19 protein-coding genes are annotated in these 17,627 nt (G+C 64.1%); 5 read left to right on the forward strand and 14 right to left on the reverse strand.

Features of this window, described 5'->3' with window-relative positions; all coding sequences use genetic code 11:
* Positions 1-63 precede the first annotated feature (63 nt).
* Complete coding sequence (locus GL286_RS00590) at positions 64-1,773, reverse strand: bifunctional sulfate adenylyltransferase/adenylylsulfate kinase (RefSeq protein ID WP_155093619.1); 1,710 nt, start codon at positions 1,771-1,773, stop codon at positions 64-66.
* Positions 1,774-1,889: 116 nt separating this feature from the next.
* On the reverse strand, positions 1,890-2,903 hold the full coding sequence (gene trxB, locus GL286_RS00595) for a thioredoxin-disulfide reductase (RefSeq protein WP_155093620.1): 1,014 nt from the start codon (positions 2,901-2,903) through the stop codon (positions 1,890-1,892).
* Positions 2,904-3,068: 165 nt separating this feature from the next.
* Here trxB and GL286_RS00600 point away from each other — a divergent pair, with 165 nt between their 5' ends.
* The gene (locus tag GL286_RS00600) at positions 3,069-3,566 is read left to right on the forward strand and encodes an Lrp/AsnC family transcriptional regulator (RefSeq protein WP_155093621.1); all 498 of its coding nucleotides are present in this window, start codon (positions 3,069-3,071) and stop codon (positions 3,564-3,566) included.
* Here the strand turns inward: GL286_RS00600 and GL286_RS00605 are convergent.
* From GL286_RS00605 to lgt, 5 genes are all read right to left on the reverse strand, one after another.
* Positions 3,563-4,522, reverse strand: a complete 960-nt coding sequence (locus GL286_RS00605; protein WP_155093622.1) for a hypothetical protein — start codon at positions 4,520-4,522, stop codon at positions 3,563-3,565. The genes GL286_RS00600 and GL286_RS00605 overlap by 4 nt on opposite strands.
* Positions 4,519-5,280 carry a hypothetical protein gene (locus GL286_RS00610; protein ID WP_155093623.1) on the reverse strand — a complete coding sequence of 254 codons (762 nt, stop codon included), beginning with the start codon at positions 5,278-5,280 and terminating at the stop codon, positions 4,519-4,521. Before GL286_RS00610 ends, GL286_RS00605 begins: the two co-directional genes overlap by 4 nt.
* A gap of 124 nt (positions 5,281-5,404) precedes the next feature.
* On the reverse strand, positions 5,405-6,169 hold the full coding sequence (gene pgeF / locus GL286_RS00615) for a peptidoglycan editing factor PgeF (protein ID WP_155093624.1): 765 nt from the start codon (positions 6,167-6,169) through the stop codon (positions 5,405-5,407).
* Positions 6,153-7,211 carry a class I SAM-dependent methyltransferase gene (locus GL286_RS00620; protein WP_155093625.1) on the reverse strand — a complete coding sequence of 353 codons (1,059 nt, stop codon included), beginning with the start codon at positions 7,209-7,211 and terminating at the stop codon, positions 6,153-6,155. The genes pgeF and GL286_RS00620 overlap by 17 nt, the downstream gene beginning before the upstream one ends.
* Complete coding sequence (lgt, locus tag GL286_RS00625; protein ID WP_155093626.1) at positions 7,208-8,098, reverse strand: prolipoprotein diacylglyceryl transferase; 891 nt, start codon at positions 8,096-8,098, stop codon at positions 7,208-7,210. Before lgt ends, GL286_RS00620 begins: the two co-directional genes overlap by 4 nt.
* Before the next feature lie 123 nt (positions 8,099-8,221).
* Between lgt and GL286_RS00630 the strand changes: the two genes are divergently transcribed.
* Entirely contained in the window at positions 8,222-8,482 is a 261-nt protein-coding gene (locus GL286_RS00630) for an accessory factor UbiK family protein (protein WP_155093627.1), read from the forward strand.
* On the opposite strand, the gene GL286_RS00635 is transcribed toward GL286_RS00630, so the two are convergent.
* Entirely contained in the window at positions 8,464-8,772 is a 309-nt protein-coding gene (locus tag GL286_RS00635) for a DUF6476 family protein (RefSeq protein ID WP_246184792.1), read from the reverse strand. The genes GL286_RS00630 and GL286_RS00635 overlap by 19 nt on opposite strands.
* Here GL286_RS00635 and GL286_RS00640 point away from each other — a divergent pair.
* From GL286_RS00640 to GL286_RS00650, 3 genes are all read left to right on the forward strand, one after another.
* Positions 8,771-9,829 carry an RluA family pseudouridine synthase gene (locus GL286_RS00640; RefSeq protein ID WP_155093628.1) on the forward strand — a complete coding sequence of 353 codons (1,059 nt, stop codon included), beginning with the start codon at positions 8,771-8,773 and terminating at the stop codon, positions 9,827-9,829. The genes GL286_RS00635 and GL286_RS00640 overlap by 2 nt on opposite strands.
* A 45-nt stretch (positions 9,830-9,874) precedes the next feature.
* The gene (rpoH, locus tag GL286_RS00645) at positions 9,875-10,780 is read left to right on the forward strand and encodes an RNA polymerase sigma factor RpoH (RefSeq protein ID WP_155093629.1); all 906 of its coding nucleotides are present in this window, start codon (positions 9,875-9,877) and stop codon (positions 10,778-10,780) included.
* Between the two features lie 209 nt (positions 10,781-10,989).
* The gene (locus GL286_RS00650) at positions 10,990-12,006 is read left to right on the forward strand and encodes a hypothetical protein (RefSeq protein ID WP_155093630.1); all 1,017 of its coding nucleotides are present in this window, start codon (positions 10,990-10,992) and stop codon (positions 12,004-12,006) included.
* On the opposite strand, the gene GL286_RS00655 is transcribed toward GL286_RS00650, so the two are convergent.
* The 6 genes from GL286_RS00655 to GL286_RS00680 form a co-directional block, all read right to left on the reverse strand.
* Positions 12,007-12,996, reverse strand: coding sequence for an SPOR domain-containing protein (locus tag GL286_RS00655; RefSeq protein WP_343038799.1), 990 nt, complete (start codon positions 12,994-12,996; stop codon positions 12,007-12,009). It lies immediately after the preceding gene.
* A gap of 68 nt (positions 12,997-13,064) precedes the next feature.
* A complete protein-coding gene (upp, locus tag GL286_RS00660) occupies positions 13,065-13,700 on the reverse strand; it encodes a uracil phosphoribosyltransferase (RefSeq protein ID WP_155093631.1) in 636 nt (211 codons plus the stop codon).
* On the reverse strand, positions 13,697-14,665 hold the full coding sequence (locus GL286_RS00665; RefSeq protein ID WP_155093632.1) for an adenosine deaminase: 969 nt from the start codon (positions 14,663-14,665) through the stop codon (positions 13,697-13,699). Before GL286_RS00665 ends, upp begins: the two co-directional genes overlap by 4 nt.
* Complete coding sequence (locus GL286_RS00670) at positions 14,662-15,855, reverse strand: phosphopentomutase (RefSeq protein WP_155093633.1); 1,194 nt, start codon at positions 15,853-15,855, stop codon at positions 14,662-14,664. Before GL286_RS00670 ends, GL286_RS00665 begins: the two co-directional genes overlap by 4 nt.
* Positions 15,852-17,135: a thymidine phosphorylase gene (locus GL286_RS00675; protein WP_155093634.1), complete on the reverse strand. Its 1,284-nt coding sequence runs from the start codon at positions 17,133-17,135 to the stop codon at positions 15,852-15,854. Before GL286_RS00675 ends, GL286_RS00670 begins: the two co-directional genes overlap by 4 nt.
* Entirely contained in the window at positions 17,132-17,527 is a 396-nt protein-coding gene (locus GL286_RS00680; RefSeq protein WP_155093635.1) for a cytidine deaminase, read from the reverse strand. Before GL286_RS00680 ends, GL286_RS00675 begins: the two co-directional genes overlap by 4 nt.
* Positions 17,528-17,627 lie beyond the last annotated feature (100 nt).

A 17,627-nucleotide genomic window follows, 5' to 3' on the forward strand; every position in this document is an offset into this window, starting at 1 on the left:
ATTTGTCACCGCGATAGGCGAAGGGGGCGTGCCGGTCAACGCCGCCGCCCCCGCGTTCACGCGCTATTCAGCGCCGATCAACCCCATGGATTCCAGTTTCAGCAAGACCTGCTGCGCCGCGTAATCGACATCGAACCCTTCGGTCTGGATGCGCAATTCGGGGTTCTGCGGCGCTTCATAGGGGTCCGAGATACCGGTGAACTCGGTAATCTTGCCCGCCCGCGCCAAGGCATAAAGCCCCTTGCGGTCGCGCCGCTCGCATTCCTCGACCGAGGTCGCCACATGCACCTCGATGAAGGCCCCGTAATCCTCGACCATGTCGCGCACGGCACGTCGCGTCGCTGCATAGGGCGCGATCGGCGCACAGATCGCGATACCGCCATTCTTGGTGATCTCAGATGCGACATAGCCGATGCGCCTGATGTTGATATCGCGATGCTCTTTCGAAAAGCCCAACTCGCTCGACAGGTGCTTCCGGACCACATCGCCGTCCAGCAGCGTCACCGGACGCCCGCCCATCTCCATCAGCTTGACCATCAACGCATTGGCGATGGTCGATTTCCCCGACCCCGACAGGCCGGTGAAAAACACCGTGAACCCCTGCTGGCTGCGCGCCGGAGAGGTCCGGCGCAATTGCGTCACCACCTCGGGGAAGCTGAACCATTCGGGAATGTCCAAACCCTCGCGCAAGCGGCGGCGCAACTCGGTCCCCGAGATATTCAGCACCGTCACCCCGTCCCCGATCTCGTCGGCGGGCTCGTATTGGGCGCGCTCCTGCACATAGACCATATGCTTGAAATCGACCATTTCGACGCCGATTTCCTCCTGATGGCGGCGGAACATGTCCTGCGCCTCGTAGGGGCCGTAGAAATCCTCGCCCTTGCTGTTCTTGCCGGGCCCCGCGTGGTCGCGCCCGACGATCATATGGGTCAACCCGTGATTGCGCCGGATGATGCCATGCCAGACCGCCTCGCGCGGGCCAGCCATCCGCATGGCAAGGTTCAGCAGGCTCAGATGCGTCGTCGAATGGGGATATTTGTCCAGCACCGCCTCGTAGCAGCGGACGCGGGTGAAGTGGTCCACATCGCCCGGCTTCGTCATGCCCACGACCGGATGGATCAGCAGATTGGCCTGCGTCGCGCGTGCGGCGCGAAAGGTCAGTTCCTGATGCGCGCGGTGCAACGGATTGCGGGTCTGGAACGCCACCACCCGCCGCCAGCCCAGCTTGCGGAAATGGCTGCGCAGCTCGTTCGGACTGTCCCGCCGCGCCCGAAAATCGTAATGCGTGGGGGCCTGCAACCCCTTGATCTTGCCGCCCAGATAGACCGGCCCCGCGACATGATGCAGGTAATGCACCGAAGGATGCGCCTCGTCATCCGCGCCAAAGACCATCTCGGCCTCGCGCGATTTGTCGGGATTCCATTTGTCGGTAACCGACAGGATGGCAAGGATCACCCCCTCGGGATCGCGCAGCGCAATATCCTGCCCCGTCTCGATCCCGTCGGCAAAGCTTTGGCTGACATCCAGCGTGATCGGCATCGGCCACAGATAGCCCGAGCCCAGCCGCATTTCCTTAAGCACGCCATTGTAATCCGCCTCGGTCAGGAAGCCTTTCAGCGGAAAGAACCCGCCATTCATCAGCAGTTCCAGATCGCAGACCTGCCGCGCCGTCAGATCCCATGAGGGCAGGTTCCCCGCCTCGGACTTCAGCCGGTCGGCGGCCTCGGGGCTGACGTAAAGTTCCGGAATCGGGACGAGATTGGGCAGGGTCATCGGCTTCTCGACGTTTGGAATGCTGCGGCCAGATTGACCAGCCCGCGCCCGCCTTTCAACCGCCCATGCAAAAGGCCGGGACAAATGCCCCGGCCCTCGCAATCCTGAACCGCAGATCAGGCGGGAATTTCGGCCACATCCACGTTGGGCGCACCGGCCATGTGATGCTCGGCCAGATAGCGCTCGGCATCCAGCGCCGCCATGCAGCCCATACCCGCCGAGGTCACCGCCTGACGATAAACATGATCCGTCAGATCGCCCGCAGCAAAAACGCCGGGAATCGAGGTGCGGGTCGTGCCCGCCTCGACCTTCACATAGCCGCCGTGATGCAGTTCCAGCTGATCCTTGACCAGTTCCGAGGACGGCGCATGGCCGATCGCCACGAACACGCCATCCGCGCCCACGACCTGCTCGGCGCCGGTCTTGACGTTGCGCAGACGCACGCCGGTCACGCCCAAGGGTGCTTCGGTCCCTTGCACTTCGGCCATCTCGTGATCCCAGATGATCTCGACCTTGGGATGCTTGAACAGACGGTCCTGCAGGATCTTCTCGGCACGCAGGCTGTCGCGGCGGTGGACCAGCGTCACCTTGCTCGCGAAATTGGTCAGGAACAGGGCTTCCTCGACGGCGGTGTTGCCGCCACCCAGCACCACGACCTCGCGGCCCCGATAGAAGAACCCGTCGCAGGTCGCGCAGGCCGAGACGCCAAAGCCCTTGAACTTCTCTTCCGAATCCAGGCCCAGCCAGCGCGCCTGTGCGCCAGTCGCCAGAATCACGGCGTCAGCGGTGATTTTCGCACCCGAATCCAGCTCGGCGACAAAAGGCCGCACCTGCAGGTCCAGCTTGGTCACGGTGTCGATAAAGATGCCCGCGCCCATCGCCTTGGCATGGGCCTCCATCTTGACCATCAGGTCGGGGCCCTGGATCTCGGTTTCACCCGGCCAGTTCTCGACTTCCGTGGTGATGGTCAGCTGCCCGCCCGGCTGCATGCCTTGGATCAGCACCGGCGACAGCATCGCGCGCGAGGCATAGACAGCGGCGGTGTAACCGGCCGGACCCGAGCCGACGATCAGCACACGGGTGTGCGACGGAAGGGTTGCGGGGGCCGAATCTACGGGGGCGTGGGACATGGGAACTGGACCTTTCGCGTTTCGCGCCCTAGGTAATCACCCCCGCCGCGTCATGCAATGCACCCGCAAGGCAACCGCGTCGGCGGAAATAATATTGCGCAACCGGACCCGGCAAGATAGCTTCCGGCAAGGTTTCGGGCAAATACAAGGCCCAAGAGGAATAGAATGAGCGCCGCCCGACTGGACGAGATCGACCGCAAAATCCTAGCCGAGCTTCAGTCCGACGGTCGCATGACCAATGTCGAACTGGCCCGCCGTGTCGGCATCTCGGCCCCGCCCTGCCTGCGCCGCGTCCGCGCGCTCGAGGAAGCGGGCTTCATCACCGGCTATCACGCCGACATCAACGCGCATGAACTGGGCTTCGATGTGCAGGTTTTTGCCAGCGTGCGTCTGGTCAGCCAGTCGGAAAAAGACCTCGCTGCGTTCGAGGCTCTGGCCCGCGAATGGCCGCTGGTCCGCGAATGCCACATGCTGAATGGCGAGATCGACTTCATCCTGAAATGCGTCTCGCCCGACCTGCCCAGCTTCCAGCGCTTCCTGACCGAATGCCTGACCTCGGCCCCGAACGTGGCTTCGGTCAAGACCAGCCTTGTGATCCGCTGCGCCAAATCCGAACCGGGCGTGCCGTTTTCCGTGGTCGAGCAACGCGCCGCCGCAAGCTAGTCGCCGCTTGCCGCCTGACTGAAGGTGAAATCCTCGGTCGCGACCCGCTTTTCGTTCAGCATCGCCAGCAACCGCGCCTTCACCTCGGCGTGGTTCTGGTCGATCATGCCGTGCAATTCGGTCTCGAAATCGTCGCGGTTGAAATATTCGTCGATATTCACGATGGCCGCATCCGCGCCGAACCAGATCACCGCCGCCGCCCCTGCCCCGCAGATCACACTGGCAATCGGTCCTCCGGGCGAACACACCGCCGCGCCGGTCGCCGCGCCGCCCCCGATTCCGGTCGCCTTGACCGCGCCCTTGGCTGCGGCCTTGCTGGCGACCTTGGTCGCCATTTTCTTGGCCATGGTCGCCGCCACCGCCTTGATCGCGGGCTTTGCCGCAACCGTCATCGCCACCGCCACCGGAGCGGTGATGGCCACGCGGTTGATCGCATCCTGCTGGATACTGCGCGTCACATCGCCAAGCGCGATTCCCGCGCCCGCGCCCTGCAACTCGGTCTGGATCTGCTGATCCAGCCGCGCCGTGAAACTGGCCAGAAATCCCGCATCCAGATCGTCGGCGACCTTGCCTAGGCCCGCGGCCAGATCGGGAAACAGCCGCGATTCCATCGCATCGCCCATCTGGCCCAAAGCCGCCGAGCCGAGTTCGGTATATTCGCCCAGCACGCTGTAATGGAACTCGGCATAGGAGGGGATGCCCGCATAGACGGGCGCGTAAGCTGCCGCCAACAACTGGTCCAGCCGCGCGGCCTGCGCCTGATAGGCCGCCTCTCCGGCGTCGCGGATCATCGCCTCGATGCGGGATTGCGGGATCTCGCGCGGCGCGGGCGGGATGATGCGCGCCACGACCGGATGATCGCGCATCGCGGCCAGCACGGACAGCCCGATGACGATGACGGCCAGCAGCCCGATCACCGCCCAGAAACTGCGCGCGAACAGGTGCTGCCGTTTCATTCGTCCCGACCCGAGATCAACCGACCGAACTCCATCACCGCGACGAAACTGCGCGCGACCACGAACGAGACCAGCGCCGCATCGACGCTGAAGATCAGCCCGACCCACAGCGCCTCGCGATGCTGCGCGGCCAGCCACAGCTTCGCCCCGTCGAGTGCCGCGAACAACCCCAGCCCCTCGCGCAGCCAGCCGGCGCGCGGCGGCAATTGCGCGATCTGCGCGGCGACCGCCTCGGACAAGCCGACCGAGGTGATCTCGTGCGGGACCGCAATCACCGCCCAGTTCAGCCAGACCAGTGGCAACAGCGCCAGCAAAGCCGCCACCGTGCTACCGATCCCATGTCCCATGACCCGCGCGAAAGGGGGCGTCAGGCTGCGCCCAAGCACGCGGATGGCCCATTGGCTCAGCAGCCCCGCCACGACGCAAAGCGCCAGCAGTACCGCGATGACCAACGGCGGCGAACGCAACGCGACCCATGCCAGAACCGGCACGCCGACCAGCACCGAGGCCCCAGCCGTCAGCCCCGCCCCCATCCTTCCGGTGAACCAATGCCCCAGCGCCGAGCCGGGGATGACCACCACCTCCAGCTCTGCGCGCCTGCGCGATAATCTGGGCCGGTACACCCCCAGCCAGATCGCCACGCCCAGCGCCACCAGCGCCAAAGCCGCCCAGTCGCTGTAGGAAAATCCCAAACGCCACGCCGCCAGCGGCACCAGCAGCAGGACCAAAGCCCTCGCGATTTCCACCAGCGCGGGCATCACTCTTGTCCGACGCGCGGTGTACAGGCAGTGTACGGGCTGTGTACGTCTGCCACAGGACGTTTTTCTTCAATATCAGATAGTTGCTCCGGACGTTGCATGACGGGCGAACGCACCCGTTGCATCAAAGCCGGATGACCGAAATCAGCCGTCCGTAATCCGCCTCGTGGTTATGGGTGGTGCGGCGATACGAGAAGAACCGGTCCGGTTCGCTATAGGTGCAATGCCGCGTCCATTCGGCTTCGACACCCGCTTCGCGCAACCGCATCAAGCCGAATCCGGGCAGATCGAACATCGGCTTGCCATTCGGTCCGCCTGCAAAGAAACGGTGGTGATCCGCGTCTTCCGCCAGCACTTCCTCCATGAATTCATTGCCGACCTCATAGGCTTTCTGGCTGATGCACGGCCCGATGACGGCACGGATTCGGGTCGCGCCCAGATCGGTCATCGCCCCGACCGCCGCCTCGATCACGCCCGACAGCGCGCCGCGCCAACCGGCATGGACCGCACCGATCACACCCGCCTCGGGATCGGCCAGCAGGATCGGCTGGCAATCCGCCGTCAGAACCGCCAGCGCGATTCCCTGCTGGTCGGTCACGATGCCATCGACACGAATCTTTGAAAAATCAATTGGTTCATCGCCCGCGCGCAGCACAGCGACATCCGGCGAATGGACCTGATGCACCGTCGCCATGCGGTTCGGGGCCACGCCCATGGCATCCGCGACCCGACTGCGGTTGATCGTCACGATCTCGCCCTGATCGCTCGAGCCGTAGCCGCAGTTCAGCCCTGCAAACAGCCCCGAGGACGCGCCGCCCTTGCGGGTAAAGAAGCCATGCCGCACGGGTTCGAGCAGCGGGTGGGTCAGGATTTCAAGCGTCGTGTGCATGAGGCTCCAAGGGATCGAAACCGGGCGGCACCGGAGCATTGGGCACCCAGAACGCCAGAACTTTGAATAGCTGACCCATTTCCTCTGGCGCGGTCAAGCGATGAAGCGCGGCCATGGCGCCAGCATCTCCGGCCTGCGCCAAACGCTCGGCCCGCGCGGCGATGCCCAACCGCCCCAGCCATTCGCCTTGCGTGATCATCCGCGAAGACATTGCCCCCACCCTTTGCGCCGTCATCGCCAAAGGCAGAAAATCGACATGCGCCGTCAGATCCGCTTCGCCCGGATGGGCCAATGGATCTTCGGGAAGGTGCTCGCGAAGCGCTTGAAAACTATCGCCTTTTCCGTTCCAGTTTCCGTAATCAAGCATGATGGCACAGCCGCCGAACGCCGCGATCCGGCCCGCAATTTCGGCCGCAACAGGCGCGGCGCCCGGGCACAGCTCGCGGATTTCGCCCTCGGGAGCGGCGGCCCCTGCCTCGGGCGCCGCAAGTCCAAGCGTCAGCTGTCCATCGGGGTCCAAGGCCACGATCCGTTCGGACCAGCCCTGCGCAACACGTTGATATTGCTTGATCGGAAGCGCATCGAAGAACTCGTTCGCGACCAGAAACAAGGGTTGCGCCGGAAGGTCGGCCGCGTTGTCCAGATGGGTGATCTGGCCCAACTTCTTGCGCTGCATCTGACGCAAATGCGCCGAGGCCTCGATCAGCGTGACTTCGGCCGCTTCAATCATACCCGGCACGATCCGGATCGTGCGCAGGATATCGGCCATCAGCGTCCCCCGCCCCGGCCCGATCTCGGCCAAGGTAAAGGGCTTCGGCGCCCCCTGATCCAGCCAGGCCTGAGCCAACGCAAGCCCGACCATCTCGCCGAACATCTGGCTGATTTCCGGAGCGGTGGTGAAATCCCCCGCCGCGCCAAAGGGATCGCGGGTCGCGTAATAGCCATGTTCGGGATGCAGCAGGCAAAGCTGCATATATTCATCCAGCCGCATCGGCCCCGTCAGCCGGATACGCGAGGCGATCAGCCGCCCGAGCGGCGTCATGCGGCCACCTGTCCGACCTGCGGCCGCCTCCGCGCATAGATCACAAAAGCCAGTCCGATCAGCACCATAGGCAGGGACAGAAGCTGCCCCATGCTAAGGCCCCAGACCGCGCCTCCGACGACATGGCCCAGCGGATTGTCTGGCGTAATGAACTGCGCATCGGCCTGCCGGAAAAACTCGACGACAAAGCGCGACAGGCCGTAGCCCATCACGAATGTCCCCAACGCCAGTCCCGGACGCCGCAACCCGCCCCTGCGGACCAGCAAAACCAGCACGAACAGCAACAGGACGCCTTCAAGCGCGGCCTCGTAAAGCTGGCTCGGGTGACGGGCGCAGACTCCGGTCACACCTGCGCAGGTCTGGGCCGCCTCACCCGGAAAAATCACGCCCCAAGGCAGATCGGTCGGTCGGCCCCATAGCTCGGCATTGATGAAATTGGCGACGCGCCCCAGCCCCAGCCCGATCGGCGCGGCGACGGCAAGCGCATCCGCCAGCCGCAGCGGGGCGATCTCGTGCTTGCGGCAATAGATCCACGACGCCAGAACGACGCCCAGAAAACCGCCGTGAAAGGACATACCGCCGTGCCAAAGCTGCAGGATCTGGCCGGGATTGGACAGGTAATAGGCCGGCTCATAGAACAGCACGAAGCCAAGCCGCCCGCCCGCGACCACGCCGACAACGACCCAGGTCAGCAATTCCTCGGCCTGTTCGGGGCGCATCGGCGCACGGTCGCCCCAAAGCGCCGGACGCCGCATCAGCCAGACCAGTATCCGCCAGCCGGCAATTAGCCCGATCAGATAGGCCAGCGCATACCAGCGCAGCGAGAAGGCCATGCCGAACAGGTTGATGGTGAAGATTTCGGGCGAAATGTCGGGAAAGGGGATCATGGGTTCCTCGTCGTCCGGGGCGCAGGCTAGCCGCGCGGCGGGGCGTGTCAACATGCGCCGCCCGATTGAACCGCGGCCTTGTCGGGGCCATATAGGGACAAACCGATATCCGAAAGGCCCGCCATGACCGCGAACAACCGTTTATTCGACGATCTCTCGAAATTGATGACCAATGCCATGGGCGTGGCGCAGGGCGCCAAGGACGAAGCGCAAACCGCGTTCAACAGTTGGATCGACCGCTGGCTGGCCGAACGCGACTTCGTCACCCGCGAGGAATTCGAGGCCGTCCGCGAAATGGCGATCAAGGCCCGCGCCGAAAACGCCGCCCTGCAGGCCCGCCTCGACGCGCTTGAGGGTAAAAGCGGTCAGGGCACCGAGGCCTGATCTTTCAATCGGCCCTGTTGGTCATATAGCAGGATCTCTCCCGCTTCCGTCACAACCACGATCCAGTCGCGGGCGAATGTGACGGCGGCGGCGGTCGCGCCTTCGGGCAACACGATCTGGTCCGGCAAATCCGGTAGCGGCGCCTCGGAAAGGCGCAACCAGAGCAGCGCCACGATCGCCAACACGCCAATTCCCATAACCGCGGCCAGCGAGGTCACGAGGATTCGCAGCCAGCGCAACATCGGCAGCGCTTCCTCAGCCCCCGGTTCCGCCCTATCATCCCGTGCCATGCCTGAAATCCTGATCCACGTCCCCGAGGGACTTTCCGACCGGCTTGATAAGGCCCTTGCCAGCCTCGCGCCAGAGGAGGCTGCGCTATCGCGTTCGCGCCTCGCAAAACTGATCACCGAGGGCGCGGTCCACGGCCCTTCGGGTCCGGTCACCGACGGCAAAGCGAAAAGCGCAGCCGGAGAATACCGCATCGAAATCGGCGATCCCGAGCCGCTTGAAGCCATGCCCGAGGCGATTCCCCTGAACATCGCCTATGAAGACGACGATTTGATCGTGATCGACAAGCCTGCCGGAATGGTCGTCCACCCTGCCCCCGGCGCTCCGAACGGAACGTTGGTCAACGCGCTTCTCGCCCATTGCGCCGACAGCCTTTCCGGCATTGGCGGGGCGGCGCGTCCGGGCATCGTCCACCGGATCGACAAGGAGACCTCGGGGCTTCTGGTGGTCGCCAAGACCGACCGCGCCCATCAGGGTCTGGCCCGACAATTCGCCGATCACTCGGCGCACCGCCGCTATCTTGCCGTCGCGCATGGCATGATCGACGCGGGCGATTCGCGTCTGGGCGGCTTGAAAGGCGTCGTGTTCGAACCCGGCGGTGTGCTGCGCATCACCACCATGCTTGGCCGCCACCCCGGCGACAGGCAACGTCAAGCGGTCAGCTTCCAGCAGGGCCGCCATGCCGTCACGCGGGCCAAACTGGTCGAAAGCTTCGGCACGCCACCCTCGGCGATGCTTGTCGAATGCCGGCTGGAAACCGGACGCACCCATCAAATCCGCGTGCATATGGCCTATGCGGGGCTGGGGCTGATCGGCGACCCGGTCTATGGTGGATCAAGAAAGCCCTCGGTCAAGGTTCTTGGGGCGAATGCTGCGGCGGCGATGGCCGCTTTCCCGCGCCAGGCGCTGCACGCCGCCGAGCTGGGTTTCCTGCATCCGGTCAGCGGCGAGATGCTGACCTTTACCAGCCCGCTGCCGGACGACATGGCGCAGCTGCTGACGATATTGCGTGGCGGTCCCGCCGCCGGTGCTTCCATCACGGAACCCGGCGCGCCATGATTGCGTTCTGACAGGCCCGCCGAAGCGCGGGAAAGGGATTTAAAGATGGCCAATTTCGCAAACCTTCCGGCACCCAGCCCCGAACAGGGCCTTAACCGCTACCTACAGGAGATCCGCAAGTTTCCCCTGCTGGAGCCGGAAGAGGAATATATGCTGGCCAAGGCCTGGGTGGACCATGAAGACCCCGAGGCCGCCAAGCGTCTGGTGACCAGCCACCTGCGGCTGGCCGCCAAGATCGCCATGGGTTATCGCGGCTATGGCCTGCCGCAGGCCGAGGTCATCTCGGAGGCCAATGTCGGTCTAATGCAGGCCGTCAAACGCTTCGATCCGGAAAAAGGCTTCCGGCTGGCGACCTATGCGATGTGGTGGATCCGCGCCTCGATCCAGGAATATATCCTGCGCTCGTGGTCGCTGGTGAAAATGGGCACGACCTCGGCGCAAAAGAAGCTGTTCTTCAACCTGCGCAAGGCCAAGTCCAAGCTGGGCGCGCTCGAGGATGGCGATCTGCGCCCCGAGAACGTGACGCAGATCGCACATGACCTGAACGTTTCCGAGAAAGAGGTCATCGACATGAACCGCCGCCTCTCGGGTGGTGACGCGTCGTTGAATGCGACGGTCGGCTCGGGTGACGGGGAATCCACCGCGCAATGGCAGGACTGGCTTGAGGACGACAATGCCAATCAGGCCGAAGCCTTTGCCGAGGCCGACGAGATGTCGGCACGGCGCGAGATGCTGATCTCGGCGATGGATGTGCTGAACGACCGCGAAAAGGACATCCTGATGGAGCGGCGGCTACGCGACGATCCGATGACCTTGGAGGAGCTTTCCGCCCGTTACGACGTCTCGCGCGAGCGTATCCGCCAGATCGAGGTTCGCGCCTTCGAGAAACTGCAGAACCGCATTCGCGAGCTTGCCCGTCAACGCGGCATCGCCGTCCCCGAGAATGTGTGACAGAATGGACCCGGATTGCCGATAGCTGGCAGTCCGGGTCGAACACCTCTCGCCAGATCGCGCGGGGCAACGGAAACGATTTGTGACTGAACCGCCTCCATCCCCCGACAGAATCACGAAAAATTCCCTGTTCACGACGATCGCATCGGTTGACGGTTTCTGATGGTTGCCTATGCTCAAAATCGTGCAGCGGGGGTTCTGGCGCAGGAATGACGGCGCTTAACCAATATCAACGGCTCGAAGCCGCAGGAAGCTGGCGCGAGACTGCCAAGGTCGAGCCGCGCGATGTCATTATTTCCTTTGGTGACGCCACCTTGGTCCTGACCGACCCGAAAACCGATGTGCCGCTGACGCATTGGTCCTTGCCTGCGGTCACGCGACTTAACCCGGGGGTCACACCGGCGAGATACGCCCCCGGCATCGATGATGACGAATACCTGGAAGTCGATGACGATTTGATGATCTCGGCCATCGAAAAGGTCCATAATGTCATCGAGGCGAACCGGCCACCCAGCCGCCATTTGCGCGGTTGGGTCATGCTTGGAGCGCTGATCCTGCTGGCGATCGGTGCGGTGATATGGATCCCGCCCGCGCTGCTGCGTCACGCGACCGACATCGCTCCTCCGGCGCAACGGGCCGAGATCGGACGTATGGTTCTGGCCGAGATCGCGAAATCGACCGGCTCGGGCTGTTCGCGCCCCTCAGGAGACATGGTGCGCCACAAGCTGGCGGCCCGCTTGATCGGACCGGATGCCGATATCGCCGTCCTGCCCGTGTCGCTGCATGTGGCACGGCGGCTGCCGGGCCCGTTGACGATCATCGGCGAAGACATGATCCAGGGCGAGGCCACACCCGAGATCGCCGCAGGCCACATCCTTGCCGCGCAGGCCGCCGCTGCCGAAGCCGATCCCCTGCTCGAGGCACTGCGTTTTGCCGGCACGCGCGCGACCTTCCAGTTGCTGACCAATGGCCAACTGCCGCCGCACGCCTTGTCGGGTTACGGCGAGGCACTGCTGTCCAAGGCTCCGCCCCGCCCCGAAGACGAGCACCTTCTGGGTTATTTCGCCCGCGCCGGAATTGCGAGCGAGCCTTACGCCCGCGCCCTTGATCCTACGGGCGAGGCCGTTCTTGGCCTAATCGAGGCCGATCCCTTCCGAACGGCCACGCCGAAACCGGTTCTGGGCCAAAGGGACTGGGCCGCGCTGCAGGAAATCTGCGATCAGTGATCAGCGCGGGACCGCGTTGCCAAAACCCGCCTTACGCAAACGCTGCAGCGCCTCGTTCACGGAATCGTCGGTGGCAAATGGTCCCGTCAGCAGGATTTTGGTATCCGCACCCCTTTCGGCCAGACGACCGCGCAGGACCGGAAAGCCCAAGCCTGCGATCTTGCGCGCCAGTTTTTCGCCCTCGGCGCTGTCCTTGAAGCTAGTGATCTGGATGTGACGCGGTTTCGTCGGGCCCGATTGGGCCTTTTTTGCGGGCTCTCTGGGTTTGGCGACCGCATCGGCCTTGGGATTATCCTTTGCTGGCACCTTAGTGGGGAGCGCGGGTGCCACCTTGGACGCAACCTCGATCTTGCTGACGGGCTTAGCCTTGCTGGCGCTGACCGGACGCGCAAAGGCCAATCGCGACAGATCGGTCGGCTTCAGCCCGTCACAAAAGCCCTGAGTCGGGTCTCGCGCGGCATCGCCTGCAGGTTTTCCACCATGCCCGAGCAGCTTGCATAAACGCAGGTTCGGATGGATCTCGCGGCTCATGCTAGCGCGGACGGCCGGCGCGGCGCGGATTGCCGCTTTCAGGTCGTCCAGCGGAGCCGTCGGCGCTGGCTCCGGTCCCATATCCGGCAAAGTATCGAGGGGTCGGGGATCGCTGGCCAGCTCGCCGGGCCGCAGATTGGTCAGGACCAAACGCGACAGGTGTTCGCTCACGATCTGGCTGCGGGATTTGCCTGCATCGGGGTCCAAAGCCGCCAGACGGGGCCGACCGTCCAGACCACGCACGGAAAGGGTCGGAGGATAACCGCAGATCGCACTGCCGTCGCGCGCGACCCGCACCGTCCAATTGCCCTGTTCCCGCAGGAAAACGCAGCCCTTGCTGTCGATATATTGCCTGCCCGCAAAATCCTCGGGCGGAGATTCGGCCGGTTTCAAACCAGCCGCCAGCGCCATGACCGGCGCCAGCACCCCCAATAAGACCCAACCAAGCAATCGTTCCACGTCCAGCCCCCGAATCCTGTCTGACGCATGGATAAGGCAGCAGGGCTGAACGTGCGGTTAACGCAGCTCTATTTTGTGCCAAACATCCGGTCGCCCGCATCTCCAAGACCGGGAACGATGTAACCGTGATCGTTCAACCGCTCATCCAAAGATGCCGTCACGATCGGCACATCGGGATGGACTTCCTTCATACGCGCGACTCCTTCGGGCGAGGCAAGCAGGCACAGGAAGCGGATGTTCTTCGCGCCCTGCTTTTTCAACATGTCGATTGCCGCAACCGACGAATTACCCGTGGCCAGCATCGGATCGACGACAATCGTCATGCGCGCATCCAGTTCCTTGGGAACCTTGCAGTAATATTCGACCGGTTGCAGCGTCTCGGGATCGCGGTACAGGCCGATAAAGCCCACGCGCGCGGCCGGAATGAGTTCCAGAATGCCGTCCATCAGGCCGTTTCCGGCCCGCAGGATCGAGATCAGCGCCAGTTTCTTGCCCTCGAGCAAAGGGGCCTGCATTTCCTGCATCGGCGTCTCGATGGTGATCGTCGTCATCTCGAGTTCGCGCGTGACTTCGTAGGCAAGCAACAGGCTGATCTCGCGCAGAAGGCGGCGGAAACTGGCGGTCGAGGTGGTCTTGTCGCGCATCAGGGTCAGCTTGTGCTGAACAAGCGGATGGTCGACGACGGTCAAATGCTGTTGGTTCATGATAGCTCCTGTTTCAGGCGTGCCTTGGTTTCGGTGTCGCAGAAGGCGGCCTCGGCGGCCCAAAGGTTCATCTGGCGGAATTCGGATTCCGACCATCCGAACCGGTCTGCGAGCATGTCGTATTCGCGTGTCAGCGAGGTATGGAAAAATGGCGGGTCATCGGTCGAGACTGTAACGCGCACCCCCGCATCGGCCAGTCGCGCGATGGGATGACTGGACCAGTCCCGCACCACGCCCAAAGCCACATTCGATCCGGGGCAGACCTCGAGGGTAATTTCACGCTCGGCCAGATCGCGGACCAGTTCGGGGTCTTCGATGGCTCGGATGCCATGGCCGATGCGAGTGACGCCCAGATCCAGCGCATCGCGCACGGATTGGGCCCCGCGCCATTCTCCGGCATGAGCCGTCAGTCCCAGTCCCGCCTCGCGGGCGCAATCGAATGCCCATGCGAAATCCTTGGGTTGGCCGACATCTTCGGCTCCGGCCAGACCAAGCCCCGTGACCCAGCCTCCGGCGGTTTCGGCGGCGCAAATCGCCGTCTTTTTCGCAAGTTCCGGGCCGTAATGGCGGATGCAGGTCAATACCGCGCGGCTTTCGACACCGCTCAGGGCATAGGCATTGGCGACTTCTTCCATCGCACCAAGATGGTCGCGCCATGCGGACAGATCACCGCCGCCGCAGAATTCGGGCGAGACGAACAATTCGACATAGATCGCCCCCTGCTCGCCACATTCGTTCAGCACCGCCGAAAGCAGCCGCGCATAATCCGCAGGCCCCTGAACGACGCTGGTCGCGGCCTCGTAGACGCGCAGGAAATCGTTGAAATCACCGTAGGAGTAGCGGCCCTGATCGTCGAAAACACCCCGCAACTGCTGATGCTTCTCGGCGGCCATTCCACGGATGAATGTGGGCGGAGCCGCACCTTCAAGATGCAGGTGCAGCTCGACTTTCTTGACCGACTTCATAGGAACGACCTTCCCGGCCCCACCGGAGCCAGCTGCAAATGCGCGGCGACCGATGCCGCGATGTCAACGAAACCGACCAGTCCGATGGCTTTCGGACCAAGCCCCCAGCCCAGTACCGGAACGCGCTCCCGCGTGTGATCGGTGCCGGACCAACTAGGGTCGTTGCCATGATCGGCGGTGAAAATCGCCAGATCTCCGGGACGCAACCGCGCAAGGAAGCGGCCAACGATGCCATCGAACCATTCCAGCGCCTGCGCATAGCCCTGAATGTCGCGGCGGTGACCGTAAAGACTGTCGAACTCGACGAAATTCGCGAATGTCAGGCTGCCCGATTCCGCCTTGTCGGCCAAGCGCAACAGATGCTCGGCCAGATCGGCGTCGGATTTGCCCTTATGCAGCTTGCCGATCCCGCGATGCGAGAAAATATCGCCAATCTTGCCAATGGCATGGGTCGCACGGCCAGCCTGATAAGCGGCATCCAGAATGGTCTGACCCGGGGCGGCAATCGCATAGTCGCGGCGGTTGGCGGTGCGGGTGAAGCTGCCCTCGGACCCGACAAAGGGCCGCGCGATCACCCGACCGACGCGCATGGGATGGACCATCGCGGCCACGTCCTCGCAAAGCCGGTACAGACGATCAAGACCGAAGGCGTCTTCATGTGCCGCGATCTGTAGCACGCTATCTGCCGACGTGTAGCATATCGGCCAACCCGTCCGCAGATGCGCGGCCCCGAGGCGTGCGATGATCTCGGTCCCCGAGGCATGTTCGTTGCCCAATATCCCGTCGGTGCGCGCGGCTTGCGCGATGCGCAAGGACAGATCCGGCGGAAAACTGGGGCGGGTGTCGGGGAAATAATGCCAGTCCCAAGGCACAGGCACGCCCGCGATTTCCCAATGCCCCGAGGGCGTGTCCTTGCCACGCGAAACCTCGGTCGCGGCTCCCCATAGCCCTTGCGGATCGGCCCCAAGGCCCGCGACCGCATCGCCACTGGCCAGAAGCGCGGCAGCACCCAGACCCAGACGGTCCAGATGCGGCAGGTGCAGATCACGCGCCCGCGCGATATGGGCCAAGGTATTCGCGCCGGTATCCTGAAGGCCCCCGTTGAAGAATTGTCCGGCATCGGGCGCACCGCCGATCCCGACAGAATCCATGACGATCAGAAACGCTCGTCGCTGGCCATGATCGGTCATTCGGGCGAAACCTCGCATCGGATCAAGGGGCCGGGCTCGGGCCCGTCGCCCATCAGATAGGCGGCCTGCACCGTGGCGACCGCCGCATCAGCTGCGGCCTCACTGGCGGCATGGACAAAACCCAGAGGGCGCCCATCGCCCGCCTCTTGGCCGATACGCAGCAAATCCGCAAGGCCAACGCGAGGATCTATGTGATCTGCGGCATGAAGACGCCCCCCGCCCAAAGCCACAACCGCATGGCCCAAAGCCGCCGTGTCGATGGCGGCCACGCGCCCCGCCGCAGGGATGGGCCGGATCACCGGCGCGGGCGGCAGATAGGCGTCGGGGCGCTCCAGCAGATCCGTCGGCCCGCCCTGTGCCGCAACCATACGGGCGAAGCGTTCGGCGGCAGCCCCCGAGATCAGCGCATGTTCCGCTCCGTCCAGCCCGACCAGTGACAGGCAGGATTGCGACAAGGCCAGCGACAGATCGGCCAAAGCGCCCTGCCCTCCGCTCAGCACGGCCATAGCCTCGCGCAATTCCAGCGCGTTTCCGGCGGCGCGGGCCAGAGGTTGGTCCATGTCGGTGACACAGGCCCGCGTCAGGCAACCCGCGCCGTTCGCCGTCCGGACCAAGGTTCGGGCCAGATCCAGCGCGGCCTCGGGCGAGCGCAGGAAAGCGCCCGAGCCCTGTTTCACGTCCAACACCAGCGCATCCAGACCAGCCGCCAGCTTCTTGGACAGGATCGAAGCGGTGATCAGGTCAATCGAGCCCACCGTCGCGGATTCGTCGCGGATCGCATAAAGGCGCGCATCTGCGGGGGCCAGATCCGGTCCGGCAGCGACGATCGCGCAACCGACATGGGCGACGACATTGCGGAACCCGTCCTCGGGCAGCGCTGTGCGGAAACCGGGGATCGCCTCAAGCTTGTCCAGCGTGCCGCCGGTATGCCCCAAACCCCGACCCGAGATCATCGGCACATAGGCCCCGCACGCCGCGAGAACCGGCGCAAGCACAAGGCTGACAGTGTCGCCAATGCCGCCGGTGGAATGCTTATCGACCACCGGTCCTGACAGATCCCAGCGCAGAACCCGCCCCGAATCGCGCATGGCGCAGGTCAGAGCCACGCGCCCCTCCTCGCCCAGACCGGCCAGCAGCGTGGCCATGGCAAAGGCTCCGGCCTGCGCATCGCTGACCGAGCCATCGGCCAGACCGCGCGCGATCAAGGTCGCGCCAGCCTTGTCCAGCCCGCGCCCGTCGCGGACCCCCGCAATAACCGGACGCGGATCGGCTATCGTCATGCGATCCCCGACATATGGGTCATGTCGAAACGACCCGGCAGCAACTCGCCAATGGTCGTGGCCAAGGTCTTGCCTGCGGTCGTGGCCAGCAGAACCGGTGTGTCATGCTTGCCGAATTCGGCCAGCTTCTGGCGGCAACCGCCACAAGGCGGCACGGGGCTTGGACTATCCGCAATCACCGCGACTTCAATCAGTTCCGTCTCGCCGCTGGCAATCATCAACGCGATTGCACCGGCCTCGGCGCAGGTGCCTTCGGGATAAGCCACATTCTCGACATTGCAGCCCTGATAGATCTGACCCGAGGCCCCTCGGACGGCGGCACCGACCTTGAATCTGGAATAGGGCGCATATGCCCGCTCCCGCACGTCACGCGCCGCATCAAGAAGCGTCATGTCCCACCTTTCACATCAGCGTCATCCACCCCTTCATCATTGCGCCCGACCGCTTGGTGTTGCAAGTCCAAGGCATTCAGGCGCGCCCCCTGTTCGCCGC

The sequence above is a fragment of the Paracoccus aestuariivivens genome (genome assembly GCF_009711225.1).
GTDB classification, from domain to species: domain Bacteria; phylum Pseudomonadota; class Alphaproteobacteria; order Rhodobacterales; family Rhodobacteraceae; genus Paracoccus; species Paracoccus aestuariivivens.

Excerpts from the sequence above, each read along its gene's own strand:
- pgeF (WP_155093624.1), bottom strand. The coding sequence starts at position 6,169 with ATGCACACGACGCTTGAAATCCTGACCCACCCGCTGCTCGAACCCGTG.
- trxB (WP_155093620.1), bottom strand. The coding sequence starts at position 2,903 with ATGTCCCACGCCCCCGTAGATTCGGCCCCCGCAACCCTTCCGTCGCAC.
- GL286_RS00640 (WP_155093628.1), top strand. The coding sequence starts at position 8,771 with ATGCCTGAAATCCTGATCCACGTCCCCGAGGGACTTTCCGACCGGCTT.
- GL286_RS00670 (WP_155093633.1), bottom strand. The coding sequence starts at position 15,855 with ATGACCGATCATGGCCAGCGACGAGCGTTTCTGATCGTCATGGATTCT.
- GL286_RS00590 (WP_155093619.1), bottom strand. The coding sequence starts at position 1,773 with ATGACCCTGCCCAATCTCGTCCCGATTCCGGAACTTTACGTCAGCCCC.
- GL286_RS00630 (WP_155093627.1), top strand. The coding sequence starts at position 8,222 with ATGACCGCGAACAACCGTTTATTCGACGATCTCTCGAAATTGATGACC.
- GL286_RS00605 (WP_155093622.1), bottom strand. The coding sequence starts at position 4,522 with ATGAAACGGCAGCACCTGTTCGCGCGCAGTTTCTGGGCGGTGATCGGG.
- GL286_RS00675 (WP_155093634.1), bottom strand. The coding sequence starts at position 17,135 with ATGACGATAGCCGATCCGCGTCCGGTTATTGCGGGGGTCCGCGACGGG.
- GL286_RS00620 (WP_155093625.1), bottom strand. The coding sequence starts at position 7,211 with ATGACGCCGCTCGGGCGGCTGATCGCCTCGCGTATCCGGCTGACGGGG.
- GL286_RS00610 (WP_155093623.1), bottom strand. The coding sequence starts at position 5,280 with ATGCCCGCGCTGGTGGAAATCGCGAGGGCTTTGGTCCTGCTGCTGGTG.
- GL286_RS00665 (WP_155093632.1), bottom strand. The coding sequence starts at position 14,665 with ATGAAGTCGGTCAAGAAAGTCGAGCTGCACCTGCATCTTGAAGGTGCG.
- GL286_RS00600 (WP_155093621.1), top strand. The coding sequence starts at position 3,069 with ATGAGCGCCGCCCGACTGGACGAGATCGACCGCAAAATCCTAGCCGAG.
- GL286_RS00635 (WP_246184792.1), bottom strand. The coding sequence starts at position 8,772 with ATGGCACGGGATGATAGGGCGGAACCGGGGGCTGAGGAAGCGCTGCCG.
- upp (WP_155093631.1), bottom strand. The coding sequence starts at position 13,700 with ATGAACCAACAGCATTTGACCGTCGTCGACCATCCGCTTGTTCAGCAC.
- lgt (WP_155093626.1), bottom strand. The coding sequence starts at position 8,098 with ATGATCCCCTTTCCCGACATTTCGCCCGAAATCTTCACCATCAACCTG.
- GL286_RS00680 (WP_155093635.1), bottom strand. The coding sequence starts at position 17,527 with ATGACGCTTCTTGATGCGGCGCGTGACGTGCGGGAGCGGGCATATGCG.
- GL286_RS00650 (WP_155093630.1), top strand. The coding sequence starts at position 10,990 with ATGACGGCGCTTAACCAATATCAACGGCTCGAAGCCGCAGGAAGCTGG.
- rpoH (WP_155093629.1), top strand. The coding sequence starts at position 9,875 with ATGGCCAATTTCGCAAACCTTCCGGCACCCAGCCCCGAACAGGGCCTT.